Annotated in this window: 15 protein-coding genes and 1 pseudogene; 8 read left to right on the top strand and 8 right to left on the bottom strand. The window is 60.8% G+C overall.

All coding sequences use genetic code 11. From position 1 onward, the window contains the following. Positions 1 to 100 precede the first annotated feature (100 nt). Together IVB18_RS31500 and IVB18_RS31495 are read left to right on the top strand one after the other, a co-directional pair. On the top strand, positions 101 to 364 hold the full coding sequence (locus IVB18_RS31500; RefSeq protein ID WP_247984241.1) for a hypothetical protein: 264 nt from the start codon (positions 101 to 103) through the stop codon (positions 362 to 364). 50 nt (positions 365 to 414) lie between these two features. Then, a pseudogene (locus IVB18_RS31495) lies at positions 415 to 606 on the top strand (acyl-CoA dehydrogenase family protein); the annotation flags it as partial. A 56-nt stretch (positions 607 to 662) separates the two neighbouring features. Here IVB18_RS31495 and IVB18_RS31490 read toward each other — a convergent pair. Genes IVB18_RS31490 through IVB18_RS31455 form a run of 8 tightly spaced genes read right to left on the bottom strand, consistent with a single transcriptional unit; the run spans position 663 to position 7,265 of the window. Then, a complete protein-coding gene (locus IVB18_RS31490) occupies positions 663 to 1,511 on the bottom strand; it encodes a VOC family protein (protein WP_247984240.1) in 849 nt (282 codons plus the stop codon). 25 nt (positions 1,512 to 1,536) lie between these two features. Further along, complete coding sequence (locus IVB18_RS31485; RefSeq protein WP_247984239.1) at positions 1,537 to 2,490, bottom strand: oxidoreductase; 954 nt, start codon at positions 2,488 to 2,490, stop codon at positions 1,537 to 1,539. Continuing rightward, positions 2,415 to 3,167, bottom strand: a complete 753-nt coding sequence (locus tag IVB18_RS31480) for a TetR/AcrR family transcriptional regulator (protein WP_247984238.1) — start codon at positions 3,165 to 3,167, stop codon at positions 2,415 to 2,417. Before IVB18_RS31480 ends, IVB18_RS31485 begins: the two co-directional genes overlap by 76 nt. Further along, complete coding sequence (locus IVB18_RS31475) at positions 3,154 to 3,468, bottom strand: non-heme iron oxygenase ferredoxin subunit (protein ID WP_247984237.1); 315 nt, start codon at positions 3,466 to 3,468, stop codon at positions 3,154 to 3,156. The genes IVB18_RS31480 and IVB18_RS31475 overlap by 14 nt, the downstream gene beginning before the upstream one ends. An 8-nt stretch (positions 3,469 to 3,476) precedes the next feature. Further along, positions 3,477 to 4,238, bottom strand: coding sequence for an SDR family oxidoreductase (locus IVB18_RS31470; RefSeq protein WP_247984236.1), 762 nt, complete (start codon positions 4,236 to 4,238; stop codon positions 3,477 to 3,479). A 14-nt stretch (positions 4,239 to 4,252) separates the two neighbouring features. Further along, the gene (locus IVB18_RS31465) at positions 4,253 to 4,738 is read right to left on the bottom strand and encodes an aromatic-ring-hydroxylating dioxygenase subunit beta (RefSeq protein WP_247984235.1); all 486 of its coding nucleotides are present in this window, start codon (positions 4,736 to 4,738) and stop codon (positions 4,253 to 4,255) included. Positions 4,739 to 4,748: 10 nt separating this feature from the next. Then, positions 4,749 to 6,041 carry an aromatic ring-hydroxylating dioxygenase subunit alpha gene (locus IVB18_RS31460; RefSeq protein WP_247984234.1) on the bottom strand — a complete coding sequence of 431 codons (1,293 nt, stop codon included), beginning with the start codon at positions 6,039 to 6,041 and terminating at the stop codon, positions 4,749 to 4,751. Positions 6,042 to 6,053: 12 nt separating this feature from the next. Then, positions 6,054 to 7,265, bottom strand: coding sequence for an FAD-dependent oxidoreductase (locus IVB18_RS31455; RefSeq protein WP_247984233.1), 1,212 nt, complete (start codon positions 7,263 to 7,265; stop codon positions 6,054 to 6,056). Positions 7,266 to 7,460: 195 nt separating this feature from the next. Between IVB18_RS31455 and IVB18_RS31450 the strand changes: the two genes are divergently transcribed. From IVB18_RS31450 to IVB18_RS31425, 6 genes are all read left to right on the top strand, one after another. After that, positions 7,461 to 8,489: an amidohydrolase family protein gene (locus IVB18_RS31450; RefSeq protein WP_247991777.1), complete on the top strand. Its 1,029-nt coding sequence runs from the start codon at positions 7,461 to 7,463 to the stop codon at positions 8,487 to 8,489. A gap of 19 nt (positions 8,490 to 8,508) precedes the next feature. Beyond that, positions 8,509 to 8,964 carry a hypothetical protein gene (locus IVB18_RS31445; RefSeq protein WP_247984232.1) on the top strand — a complete coding sequence of 152 codons (456 nt, stop codon included), beginning with the start codon at positions 8,509 to 8,511 and terminating at the stop codon, positions 8,962 to 8,964. After that, positions 8,952 to 10,484 (top strand): AMP-binding protein, encoded by a 1,533-nt coding sequence (locus IVB18_RS31440; RefSeq protein ID WP_247984231.1) that lies wholly within the window; start codon positions 8,952 to 8,954, stop codon positions 10,482 to 10,484. Before IVB18_RS31445 ends, IVB18_RS31440 begins: the two co-directional genes overlap by 13 nt. Positions 10,485 to 10,515: 31 nt before the next feature. Continuing rightward, positions 10,516 to 11,325 carry an alpha/beta fold hydrolase gene (locus IVB18_RS31435; RefSeq protein WP_247984230.1) on the top strand — a complete coding sequence of 270 codons (810 nt, stop codon included), beginning with the start codon at positions 10,516 to 10,518 and terminating at the stop codon, positions 11,323 to 11,325. Further along, positions 11,322 to 12,107 (top strand): fumarylacetoacetate hydrolase family protein, encoded by a 786-nt coding sequence (locus tag IVB18_RS31430; protein ID WP_247984229.1) that lies wholly within the window; start codon positions 11,322 to 11,324, stop codon positions 12,105 to 12,107. Before IVB18_RS31435 ends, IVB18_RS31430 begins: the two co-directional genes overlap by 4 nt. A gap of 73 nt (positions 12,108 to 12,180) precedes the next feature. Continuing rightward, on the top strand, positions 12,181 to 13,416 hold the full coding sequence (locus tag IVB18_RS31425; protein WP_247984228.1) for an ABC transporter substrate-binding protein: 1,236 nt from the start codon (positions 12,181 to 12,183) through the stop codon (positions 13,414 to 13,416). Positions 13,417 to 13,431: the final 15 nt, after the last annotated feature.

Genomic DNA, 13,431 nt, shown 5'->3' with positions numbered 1-13,431 from the left:
CCTAGACAAACTTGAAGACGCATATGGTGGAGAACCAACAACATGCTCTGGAACGCATTCTTGAACGAGCTCGCGCAAGCGGGACCGACCTGAAAGCACCTTGCTCACGAGCGCTTCCGAAGCCTTCGGAATCCGCAATAACAACAAGAATCTGGATCAACTGATCGACAGTCAGCGAGCGCTCGCCGCCGCATATAAGGACGCCGGCGTAACCTCGGTCGTCGGCTATGTCTTCACGGCCTTTGGCTGTAACTACGAAGGAGAGATACCGATCTCCCTCGTCATCCGCTCGATGCGGGACCTTCTTTACATCGGCGAGCAGGTGCGCCGCGCGCAGTCTTGCGCTAGGTCTGCTTCGGGCTAATTCGCAAACGCTTCGCGTTGGAAAACCGTCTGATTGCGCATTCGATCGAGACCGCAGCGATGGCAAGATACCGGACTACCGATCTACAATGCAAGGTCGTCGATAAATGCCGTCAACTCCATGGAAGCTATGGCTACATGCGAGACTATGCGACTGGCCGCGCCTTCGTTGATGCGAGAGCGCAGCGGACTGACGGCGGGACCAACGTGATCATGAAAGAGATCATCAGCCGGACGAATTGAACCCGCGGTCGCCAGCGAGCACGATCATAAATTGCTTGATCGAGACTCTGATTGGATTATCTCGGGCGCGCCGACTTCGAGCCCCACATGCAAAGGCTTGACGGCTCGAAGCCGAATTGTCGCGGCCGGTGCTTCCCCTCGTCCTGGATTTCATCGACGCCGACGGAATATTCGAACACCATTCCATCGGGTCCCAGGAAGTAGAGGAACCTTGCACCGGAGGTCGGATGACGTCCCGGGCCGAACACGATCGGCACGCGCTGGCCCGACAAATGATAATAGGAGCGCAGTACGTCGTCATTGCTCTCGACCTGGTGGTTGACGTGGTGAATGCCGGGTCCACGTCCCGGCGCCAGTGCGATCGTATGATGGATCGCGTTGACGCGCATCAACGCGATGTCGCCGATCCGGTCGCTGACGCGCGCGTTGCACACCTGCGTCCAGAATTTCTCGTCCCTGGCCGGATCGGTGGTGTGAAGACCGACATGGCTGAAACCCGTTATGCCTGCATCGCGCGAGGCGAAGTAGCGCTTGCCGCTGCGTTCCGGCCGCACCACCAGCTCGATTTGATTTCCCGTAGGATCCTTGAAACCGATAAACGACTTCACTTTGCGAAGTGCGCATTCGCTCGGCTTGCCGGCATGCACGGGGTGACCCAACTGGTCCAGTGTTGCCGCAGCGGCGTCAAGATTGGCTTCGTTCGCGACTTCAAATCCGACGGTTTGATCGGCGGGATTGCCCTCGAAGTAGCACAGCGTGTGCGCCCGCTGGTCCGATCGGAGATACAGCGTCTTTCCCGACTGCTCGCCGGTCTGAAGTCCAAGGCATTTGGTTGCAAAGTCTTCGGCTTCCTCGAGGTTGGAAGCGCCCATCCTCACATACGAAAGATCTCTGAGCTCGATCATGTTGCTCTCCTGTGCAGAGGATGGTTCATCCGGTTTGTACCGGCAGCAGTTCGGCGATATCGGCGCACTCGCTTCCCCATTCGCAGAGCGAGGAAGCCTCCGGTGTAAATTGCCGCGGACGATGCTGCGGTCCGAGATCGCTCAAGCCGGAGCCATACGAGAAGACGTAACCTTCGGGGCCGGCAAATCGCAGGAACATCTGGCCCGATGCCGTTTCGCGTCCGGGGCCATGCATGATCTTGATCTGGCGCTCCTGGACGAAATAACTATTTTGCATCAACGCGTCCATGCTCTCGACGCTGTACGAGACATAGACGAGGCCAGCCTTGTCCGACGGGTAGAGCGCGATACGATGATGCTTTTGGTCGATGCCGAGATACGTGATCTCGCCAACCCGGTCGGTGACCTCTGCGCCGAGTATCGTCCACAGCCTCAGGTCGTCCTTGACCGCGCGGCTGCGCAGCCCGATGCCCTGCAAGCCGGTGACGCCGGCATCACGGCTCGGAAAATAACGGCGGCCGCTTTGCGCTGGCCGCAACACCAGATCGATTTCGTTGCCGGTGGCGTCCGTGACGACCAGCGCGCGGTAAACGAAGCGCCGGGCACACTCTTCCGTCGTCGCTTCGCGCGGGGACATCCCGCTGTGCGCGAGGGCTTCCGCCACGCGGTCGAGTTCCGGCGCGTCCGATATCTCGATGCCGATGCTTGGCCGTTCCGCTCCGGCAGCCAGGCAAAGCGTGTGATAGCGCTGGTCGGACCGGTACAGATAGGGCTCCAGCTTGTTGGGGATGTGTTCCAGACCGAGTACCTCGGTTGCAAAAGCGGCGGCCGCCTCTGGCCGCGAAATCGCAAGCCGCACGTAGCAAAGCTGGATGGCGGAAGGACGGGACGGGCTTTTCACACTCATGACTTTCGGCCCTGCTTGCGGGACTTGTTGGAAAGAGATCTCGCCAGATGCTGGCGGATGATGTCGCGCCAAACATTCATCAGGCGGGTAAATTGTTCCGGATCCTTCTCGATCAACATGCGTACCGAAAATCCGCGAACGGCGCTCAGTGTCAGCGCCAGCACGTCGCTGGCCAGTTGTTTCGGAATTCCTGACGCTATCAGCGTGTCCAGCCATGCGGCTTCAATGGAGAAGCGCGTTTGCCGTGTAAACTGGTGAGTTTCGCGCCGCAGCCGGCGCGTGGACTCATCGCTCATCGCGATGGCAAGCTCGATGAAGAAATAATCGCCAAAGAAAAATTCCTGGGCATCCTTGACGATCTCTTCGATCGGATCGTCGCTGCCACGGGCCAGTTGGGCGCGTCGCGTACTCTGGGCGAAATTGAGTTCGTTGACGTAGTTGAGAACCGCCACGACTAGGGCATGCTTGCTGGGAAAATGATGCATCAGCGCGCCACGCGATACGCCGGCCACACTGGCGACCTCGATCGTCCGCAATCCGCCGAATCCGTTCTGGCGAATGAGCTTGGCCGCGGCCTCCAGCAACTGCTTGCGCGTGGCCTCGCTGCGCTCTGCCTGCGTCCGCCGTGGCGCATAGGTCGGTGCGCTCGAACTGTCTCTGCGCGACCGCAGTTTTTGGCGCGGGGCAGGTGTGTGCAACGTTCCTGCAGGACGGCGGCCGCTCACCCTGGGTTCTTTAGAATTCGACATAGACTCTTTCTTCGATGACTGTAACCGGAAAGGTCTTGAGCGCGATCGTGCACGGCATGCCCGTGGGCTTTCCGTTCGTGACGTCAAAGGTGCCGAAGTGCCACGGGCATTCCACGATTGTTCCGGTCAGAATGCCCTCCTCGGACAACGACGCTTCGCCATGGGTACAGAGATCGGCTGTCGCATAAATCGTTCCACCGACATTATAGACCGCCAGGGTGGTTCCGTCGGGCAGGGAGGCGGGCCGGATTTCGCCGTCCGGAAAGTCTGTGGTTACGCCGATCACAACGTTGTTGGTCATGATCTCCTTCATAACATCGTACTGCCGCCGTTCACACTGATGACTTGCCCGGTGACGAACGAGGCTTCCTTCGATGCCAGATAGCAAACCATCGAGGCGACTTCATCCATCTCGCCCGCGCGTCCCATCGGGACCACATCGACGAAGCGCTGCAGCGCCTGCGGCGACATAAGAGTGGCCTTCTGGACCTGCGGCGTGTTCACGATGCACGGCGCCACCACATTGAAGGTGATGCCGTCCTTGGCGAACTCCCGGGCAAGGCCGGTGGCCATGGCATGCACGCCACCCTTGGCGGCGTTATAGGCCGCATGGTCCCAGAGGCCGTTGCGGACCGAATCGGCGCCGATGTTCACGACGCGGCCATACCTCTTCGCCTTCATGACGGGAACGGCATGCCAGGTGCACCATACTGCCGTCCACAAATTGCGATCGATCGTGGTGCGCAAAGTTTCCGGGGTATGATCGAGAAAGGGCTTGATGATACCGCCTCCGGCATTGTTCACCAGCACGTCAAGGGTTCCGCAAGTCTCGACCGCCAATCGGATCAACTCGCCCGCCACGCCCTCCTGCGAAAGATCGCCGGCGACGACTGTCGGCATCTCCCGTCCGCTGGCAGCGATCGTTTCGGCAACGGATTTGAGCTGCTTTTCGTTGACGTCCGACAGCACTAGACGTGCGCCTGCATCGGCGAAATGCTTGGCGATGACGGCGCCGATGCCGCTTGCGGCCCCGGTGACGATGACGACCTGGTCGGAAAAACTGGAATTCACCTGATCAGCCTCATCTAGAGAACGATGCTGATGCGGCCCGAGGGGCGCAGCCCTTCGCTGCCAAGAATGCAGCGCTTTTCCTTGATGCGAAGGCCATCGCTGTCTGTCGTCAGGCGATAATTGCTGGTCCCGAAATAAAGATCGGTAGTGCCGTCCTTGGTCCGGAGTGTCTGGAACACGCAGGTCACTTCCATCTCGTCATCGGACCGGGAGCGAATCCTCACATTGCCAACCATCCGGCTGGTCTTCGAGTGCGGAAATTCGGCGTGCGCCGTGCGCTTCATCAGCCGCTTGACCCGCTCGCCGAGCCGGATCCGGTCATCGGCGATGTAAAACAGGTTGGTGTCCGGCGACGCATCGGCGGGCAGGTCGGTGCAGGGCACCTCGTACTTGGCGTCGGCGGTGAACAGGGTCAGCCATTCCGGCAACCGCCACTGATCGAGCAGGTCGGCTTCGGCAAACAGAAAGTCCTCGACGTCTGAACGGGTCACGGAAATCATGTCGGCCTCCTCAGGCTGCAACGTCTTTGATGCTGGGAGCGGGCGTCGGGAACATCTGCCTGTTCCATTGGGTCCAGAATGCGCGCATCTGAAGCTCGTCGTCGTGCGAAGGCTTGTCCTTGCCCATGCCCTTCGAAATGTCGTTCCACATCGCTTCTTTTGAGTTCTTGAAGCCGCGCTGGCAATGTTCGAGCGCCTCGGCATCATCTGGCGTTGCGAATCCGCCGGGGCCGAGGAATTCGAGGAAATTGTTGAGGCGGTACTTGCGCGCCCACGCCGTCTCCTCGTTCGGCGCCAGAGCCCAGGCGTTGATGACCATGTAGTCCGGCGCCATCGGGAAGTAGGTTCTGACTGTCAACGCCATAATGTCGTTGACCACGAGATTCGGGAAAATAAACAGGTTGCGGTTCTTCAGCGCGATCCGGTCGGCGCGCTCCTTGCCGTATCGCTGCAGCAACTTGTCGTACTGCCTGGCGATCTCGGTCTTGCCAGCCGCGCCCCAACCGGGAATCCATTGCGCGACCGGTCTCCCCCACGGAGCGCCGTATTCTAGCACCGCATGTCCGTTGCCCAAGTCGTATCCATAGCCACCGCCGGTGCCCGTGCTCATGTTGTCGGTGGTGTTCATCAGGATGTCGAAGTAACTCGCATGCGTCGTCATCGCATGGTAGCCGTCGATGCTGTTCTCTGTCAGCAGCTTCCAGTTGGCGCGGATCGAATATTCCTGGCTGCCGGCCACGATCGACATGCCGGTATCGGTCTGGTCGCAGATCACGTCGAGATATTCCTTGGCGTTCCCGAGATATTGCTCGAGCGGGATGATATTCGGATCGAAAGAGACGAAATTGAAGTCTCGATAGCTTTCGTAACGGGGCACGGCCTGCATGTTCGATGTGTCCCGGCCCTTGAAGCCTTCCGGATACGATTCTTCGCCGGGCTGGCTGCGCAGTTTGCCGTCCGCGCCGAACACCCAGCCATGATAGAAGCACTGGAACGATTTGGCATTGCCCTTGCGTTCGCGGCAGACCTGCGCGCCGCGGTGTGGGCAGGTGTTCAGCAAGGCCCGAAGCTGCCCCTTGGCGTCGCGCGTAAACAGAATGCTACGGCCGGCCACCGAGCGGCTGATGAAATCGCCGGGCTTCGGCAATTCCGAGGAATGCCCCAGATAGAGCCACGAGCGGTCGAAGATTCTTTCTTTCTCTGCCTCGTAGATCTCAGGGTCAACGAAGTTGCGGCGGGCGATCTTGAATACCCGTTGTGCCGGATCCACGAGAAGGGCCGGCCCGGCATTATCGGCATTCATGGCGTGTCCTTTCTATGAGACAAGTGAGCGCTTCAATTCGAAATGCGGATTTTCAAGGTCGTCTCGGCTGACCCGTTTTCGCGACACCACGAGACGGCGGAGAACGGACATGTCGCGGGCGGTATTGGCGGCTATGCCGCCGACGACCTCGCCATCGCGAACACTAAGCGTCGTGAAACGCCCGCCGGCGACATCCCCCCTGACGATTTCTTCGCCGGCGCCGGGGTGACCCACGATCTGGATGTTGATGCCGTGCTGATCGGTCCAGAACCAGGGCGGCGCCTCGTAGACCGTGGTTTCGCCACTCATGTTTTTCGCGGTGGCGATCGCCTGATTTTGCGCATTGGCCCAGTTTTCGAGCCGCATCCAGCGTCCGTGACACGGGCTCCATTGTTCGGCGACGTCTCCGGCCGCGTAAACGCCGTCGATACCGGTGGCGCCCGATGTGTCCACCTTGATACCCTGCTGGCCCTTCAATCCAAGCTGTTGCGCGATTTCCACCGACGCCTCGACGCCGATCCCGACCAGGATCACGTCGGCAAGGACCACGGTTCCGTCACTGAGTTCAATTCCGTCGGCGGTCGCTCTTTTGACGGACACGCCGCACCTAATGCAGACGCCCTTGGCTGTATGAAGTGTCTCGGCATATCGGCTGAGCACGGCCGAGCCGACTTGCGGCAGCACGGTCGCAGCTTTCTCGATGACCGTGACATGGCAACCACGCGCGATAGCCGCAGACGCCACTTCGAGGCCGATCACTCCGCCGCCGACGAGCACGACGTTCTTGCCCGGCTGCAACGCGCTTCGCAGCGCCAGCGCATCGTCCATGCACCGGAGATAGTTGACGGGCAGGGGACCGCGCTCCAGTTCGGGCATCCGGCGCGGACGCGTTCCGGTCGCGAGCAACAATTGGTCGAACGCGAACGTCTTGCCGTCCTTCAAGCCTATCTCGCGCCGGTTGACGTCGGCGGCGACGGCGCGGGAAGATGTCGACAATTTCACATCGAGCTCGGCCCAGCCGTTCGCGTTTCTGATAAACGCCGGATTGGGCTCGCTGTCGAGCAGGATCGCCTTGGAGAGCTGCGGCCGCTCATAGGGGAGGTGAACTTCCTCGCCGATCAAGGTGATCGGTCCAGTATGGCCGGCGGCGCGCAACGCTTCGGCCGCGCGGCCTCCGGCCTGGCCGGCTCCGACGATCACGACGCGTGTCTTTGACGTGTTCACCGCGTTCGCTCCCTTAGTGGCTGTCTCTGACGCGACAGCCATCGTGACGCTTTTCAAAAGACGTCTTGACTCGAAATTAGAAACAATCAATCCTGTTTGTAAAGTGAAAACGTCAGGTCGGACACCGTTACGCAAGATTGGTCCGATCGGCGAACAAGCTCGCAAAGAGCAGCAGGGAGAGACGCGTTGGGCGCTGTGATAGACATTCACACCCATGTTGTGCCTTCGCGGCTTGCTGCGGATCCCAGGCGGGATCGGCGGTGGCCAAGCGTCGAACTGGTGGGCGGCGATCAGGCTGCGGTGATGATCGCCGGCAAGGCATTCCGCAAAATCGATACGCGGTCCTGGGACGTCGACCGGCGCCTGTCAGACATGGCTGAGGATGGCACCGACATGCAGGTGTTGTCGCCGATGCCGGAGCTGCTGTCGCATTGGCTGCCGCCGGATGATGCGGAATATCTGGCCGATGTCATGAACGACGAGATTGCGGCCATGGTTGCGCGGGCGCCGCGTAACTTCGTCGGCATCGGAATGGTTTGCGCCCAGGACGTGCCGCGCGCGATACGCCAGATGCAGAGCGTCAAGTCGATGGGACATGCCGGGATCGAAATCGGCACGCACATCAATGGCGTGGCGCTGGGAAGCGACGACCTGTTTCCGCTCTATGAAGCCGCTGAAGCGCTCGACCTCGGAATTCTTGTGCATCCGCTGCACCCGGCTGGCATGGAGCGGGTCGGTGCCAGCCTGGAGTTCGCGGCCACCGCCGTATTTCCCCTGGAGACGGCGCTGGCTTCGGTGTCGCTGCTCGCCGCCGGAGTTACCGAGCGCTTTCCGCGGTTGCGCATCTTGCTCAGCCACGGCGGTGGCGCACTGTCGTGGATCCTGCCGCGGATGGATTTCGGCTGGTCGCTTGGTTTGAAGGGCAAGATGGCCCAGCCGCCGTCGAAGGCCGCGCGGCAGTTCTGGTACGATACAATTCTCTACGACCCGGCGTCACTGTCGTTCCTCGGCAACGCTGTCGGCTCCGAGCATATCGTCGTGGGATCCGATTACCCCTTTGCGATCAGGCAGAAGCAGCCCGGGATTTTCGCGACGCGCGCGCTCGGCGACGAAGCGGTTCTGGCCAACAACGCCTTCGCGTTCCTCGGGCGTACGCTCGATGTGAGGGAGCTGGAGCGGACACCGGATTCGTCGTCTGCACAGGGGAGCCGGGCACGTGGTTGAGTGCCGGTCCCTTCCCCAGATGTGTCTGCTCGGCCCGATGCCGCCGCGGACCCCTGGCCGCAGCGATCCGCAGGTACCGTCGGATGCCGGCCGCGGCGACAGCAAATACGGCCGGATTCCGTTCGTCTATTTTTACCGGGAGGGTTTGAAGGCCGACCCCACCTTCGGCCTGCTGGATATCGAAATAGCGATCCAGCGGCGCGGTTCAGATGCGTTCCAGTTCGAGATCTACTGTATTGGCGACGGCTATCAAAGTGGACACGGTTCGAGCAAGCCACAGCCTCTGGCAGTCGAATTCCGGATCGGCGCGCGCACCGTCGCGAAAGCTGATTGGCCTTATCCGATCGTGCTCAACGGCCACATGGACGCCCTGACATTCTCAGCACCGATCGCCATCACCGATGGAGATTTCGAGAAAATCGACAGCGCCTTTTTGCCGTCGGTCGGTGCCGAGGCGACGATATGTCTGGAGTGAACGCGGTGGCCGGCAAGACCATCCTGCTCGGCTCTCAGGCCGTGTCGCGGCAAACGCTGCTCGACCACGGCGCGCGGGCGGCGACTGCACTGGACCGGATCGGCGTTCGCGAGGGTGACGCCATCGCGCTCCTGATCCGCAACGATCCCTGTTATTTCGAAATCATCGAAGCCGCCGCGCATTTGGGCGCCTATGTGGTGCCGCTCAACTGGCACAGCACGGCCGATGAGGTCGGCTACATCCTTTCGGATTGTGCTCCGCGGGTCCTGATCGGACATGCCAGCCTGATCGAACGGGTTGCGGGCGTTGTTTCCGCCGATCTGCCGGCCTTCACCATCGCCGATCACGCCGGCGCGGCCGCTGCTCCTTCTCCGCGTCCGGCGCATGCAAGAAACTGGCCCGCTTTCCGCGATCAGGCCGCGTTATGGACCGATCCTGCGCGCGCCCCGCGGGGCACGATGATCTATACATCCGGCACCACAGGTCATCCCAAAGGCGTCCGCCGTGCACCAATGAAGCCGGAACAGGTCAAGAAGAACACGGCATTGCTGCGGGAAATCTATGGGATCGAGGAGGGGATGCGCGCCTTCGTTTGCGGCCCGCTCTATCACGCCTCACCCGGCGCATTCGCACGGCAGGCGTTTCAATATGCCGACCTGACGGTGCTTCAGCACAACTTCGAACCCGAGAATTTGCTAAAGACCATCGCCGAACACGGGATCACGCATCTGACGATGGTGCCGACCATGTTCGTGCGGCTGCTGCGACTCGGCGAAGACATCCGCCGGCGTTATGACGTTTCGTCGATCAGTTGGGTCACCCATACCGGTGCTGCGTGCCCGCCTGACGTGAAGCGCCAGATGATCGCTTGGTGGGGTCCGGTGATACACGAGACCTATGGCGCAACAGAAACCGGGCCCGCCGTCGGTTGTGATTCCGTGGAATGGCTTACACATCCTGGAACCGTCGGTCGGCGGATGCCGGGTACTGAGATCAGGATCTACGACGAGAACGCAACCGAACTCGGCCCGAACGGCATCGGCGAGATATTTCTACGCACAGAGGCTTATTCGGACTTCACCTATCACGGCCGCCCCGACCAGCGGCAGCAGGTCGATCGCGGCGGGCTCGTGACGTGTGGCGATATCGGATATCTGGATCAAGATGGCTTCCTGTTCATCTGCGACCGCAAGCGCGACATGGTGATCTCGGGCGGGGTCAACATCTACCCGGCCGAGATCGAAAACGTTCTGGTCAATTGCCCAGGTGTGCGGGATTGCGCGGTATTCGGTATCCCCGACGAAGAGTTCGGCGAAAGCCTGATCGCGGCTATCGAGGCGGAGCCGGACTCGAGGCCCACACCGGCACACATCGCCGCGTTTCTCGAGGCGCGCTTGGCCCGCTTCAAGGTCCCCCAACGCTTCGTCTTTCATGACGTCCTGCCGCGAGAGGCAAGTGGAAAAATCTTCAAGCGCAAACTGCGCGATCGCTACCTTCAATCATCCGTAACGCGCGCTTGAGCGCATTACCCGAATAAACAGGAGATCAAGCGTGGATTTGACCGACAAGTTTATCAACGTCGCCGGGGCCCGTACACGTTACCATGATGTCGGGCAGGGCGAGCCGACGATTCTGATCCATGGCGGCGGGCCGGGCGCGTCCGGCCTCAGCAACTATCGAAAGAATGTCGAGGCGTTGGCGACCGGCCGCCGCGTTATCGTCGTCGACCTGCCGGGCTTTGGCGAGACCGAAGGCAAGCTGAAGGATGGTCCGATCTTCGAGGCGATGGGTGACTTCATCCGCGCTTTCATGGACGTTATCGGTATTCAGAAGGCGAGCTTCGTCGGTAACTCGCTGGGCGGCGCGACCTCGCTGTTGGTAGCGTTGCGAACGCCGGATCGCGTCAATCGACTGGTGCTGATGGGCACCGGCGGCAGCCAGGCGATCTTCTCCCCGATGCCGACCGAAGGCCTGCGTCGCATGGCGATGTTCCATGGCGGCGAGGGACCGACACTCGAGAAGCTGAAGGGCGTCATCGAACTTCTGGTTTTCGATTCCAAGTCCATCACGGAGAACCTGCTGGAAGAACGACTGAAGGCGGCGAAACGAACCGACGTCATCGATATCTTCAAACGGCCGCCGATGGATATCTGGCGCGAGAACCTGGCTTCACTCAAGCACAGGACGCTGCTCGTCTGGGGACGCGACGACCGCGTCGTTCCGCTCGATTCCAGCTTCATCCTCCTGAAGACGATGCCGAATGCTCAATTGCACGTCTATCCCGAATGCGGGCATTGGGCGCAGTGGGAAAAGGCCGAGGAGTTCAACGCGCTGGTCGCCGACTTCCTGGATCGGCCATGAGCGATCTGGCTGTCGTACACGGGCTGGCGGCGCGGCTGTTGGCCGCCGAAGCCGCTTGCGCGCCGATCGATCCGATTGCCGCCGAGCTCGGTGCAAAGGAGGTCGCTGCGGCCTATGCGGTCCAAGCCGAGATCACAAAGCGAGGCCTTGCCAATGGCCGCCGGTTGGTCGGCCGGAAGATCGGGCTGACCTCGAAGGCCGTGCAGCAGCAGCTTGGGGTGGACCAGCCCGATTATGGCGCGTTGTTTGCCGATATGGAGATCGCCATCGGTGGCGAAATTCAAAGCGCGACGCTGATCCAGCCACGCATCGAGGCGGAGATCGCCATCGTCCTCGACCGCGACTTGCAGGAACCCGACGTCACGATGGGTGAGCTGATGCGCGCGGTGGCCTATGCCGTGCCGGCGTTGGAGATCGTCGACAGTCGGATCAAAGACTGGAAAATCACCATCCTCGATACCGTCGCCGATAACGGTTCGAGCGCGCGTTTCGTGCTTGGCGCGGCGCCGAGACGTCTGACCGATATCGATCTCGAAGCCTGCGGCATGATGATGACCCGCAACGGCGCGATCGTGTCCGTCGGGTCCGGTGCGGCCTGTCTCGGACATCCGCTTAAGGCCGCTCTATGGCTGGCCCGGGCGATGGCGGCAAGAGGCGAGCCGCTGTGCGCCGGCCGCGTCGTCCTGACGGGCGCGCTCGGGCCGGTTTCGCCGGCCGCTCCCGGTGAATTCTATGAGGCGAGGATCTCCGGATTTGCGCCGGTCAACGTGCGGTTCGTCTAGCCGCGCCACGTTCGGCAGTCCGATGGGCAATCGGATCGGACGCATAACGAAGAACATATCGGAGGAGGTTGTCATGAGCTTGATTTCCCGTCGTTCCGCTATTGCCGGCATTGGTGCTGCTTCGCTGACAATAGGCCGCTCGAAACGAGCGTTCGCCGCCAAAAATTACGACATTGGGGTAACCGACACCGAAATCAAATTGGGTACCACTTCGCCTTATAGCGGTCCGGCGTCGGGCTTTGGTGTCTACGGCCAGGCCCAGATGGCCTATTTCAACATGGTCAACGACCGCGGCGGCATTAACGGCCGCAAGGTCAACCTGATCTCGCTCGACAACGCCTATACGCCGCCGAAGACCCTCGAACAAACCCGCAAGCTGGTCGAGTCCGATGAAGTGTTCGCGATCGCGGGCATGCTCGGCACATCTCCGAATTCGGCCACGCAGAAGTACCTGAATGGAAAGAAGGTTCCGAACCTATTTCTGACATCGGGCGCCGAACGGTTCAATGACCCCAAGGAGTATCCGTGGATCATTCCCTTCTATCCGATTTACGTGGCCCAGAGCGCGGCCTTCGGAAAATTCATTCTCAAGGAGAAGCCTAATGCCAAGATCGCGGTGCAATATCTGAACGACGATCTCGGCAAGGACTTTTTGCGCGGTCTCAAGAAGGGATTGGGTGACAGGGGTACGGCCATGATCGTTAAGGAAGTCAGCCACGAACTCTCCGAACCCTCCGTCGACAACCAGGTCGCCGACTGCAAAGCCGCAGGCGCAGACGTGTTCGTGCAGCTCACCGCGTCGAAGTTCGCCGCGCAGAGCATTCGCAAGGCGGCGGCGCTGGACTGGCACCCACTGTATATCGTCAACTCCAATTGCAGCTCGATCGGCGGTACGCTGGCGCCCGCCGGCCTCGATAACGCGAAAGGCCTGGTCTCAGCCTGGTGGGAAGTCGGCCCGACGGATCCGGCGGAGCAGAATAACCCGGCGGTCAAAGCCTATGCCGAGTTTCTGAAGAAATATCTATCGGCCATTCAGATCGACGACAACACCGCAATCCCCGGTTACAACAACGCTTACATGATCGAGCAGGTGCTCAAGCGCTGTGGCGACGATCTCACCCGCGAAAATCTACTGAAGCATGCCACTTCGCTGAAGGACGAAAAGCCACCGCTCTATCTCGGCGGTATCAAGGTCCACAATTCCTCCACGGATTATCGCGCGGTGCACAATCTCCAGCTCAGCCGCTTCGATGGCATGCGGTGGGTCGCGATGGGCGACATGACCGACCTCGACGATCCCGCAACTTGAACGTCTTCCGCAGAG

The sequence above is a fragment of the Bradyrhizobium sp. 186 genome (assembly GCF_023101685.1).
In the GTDB taxonomy this organism is placed as follows: domain Bacteria; phylum Pseudomonadota; class Alphaproteobacteria; order Rhizobiales; family Xanthobacteraceae; genus Bradyrhizobium.
Note: the sequence above shows the minus strand (reverse complement) of the source record. Positions and strands in the feature narration are given on the sequence as shown.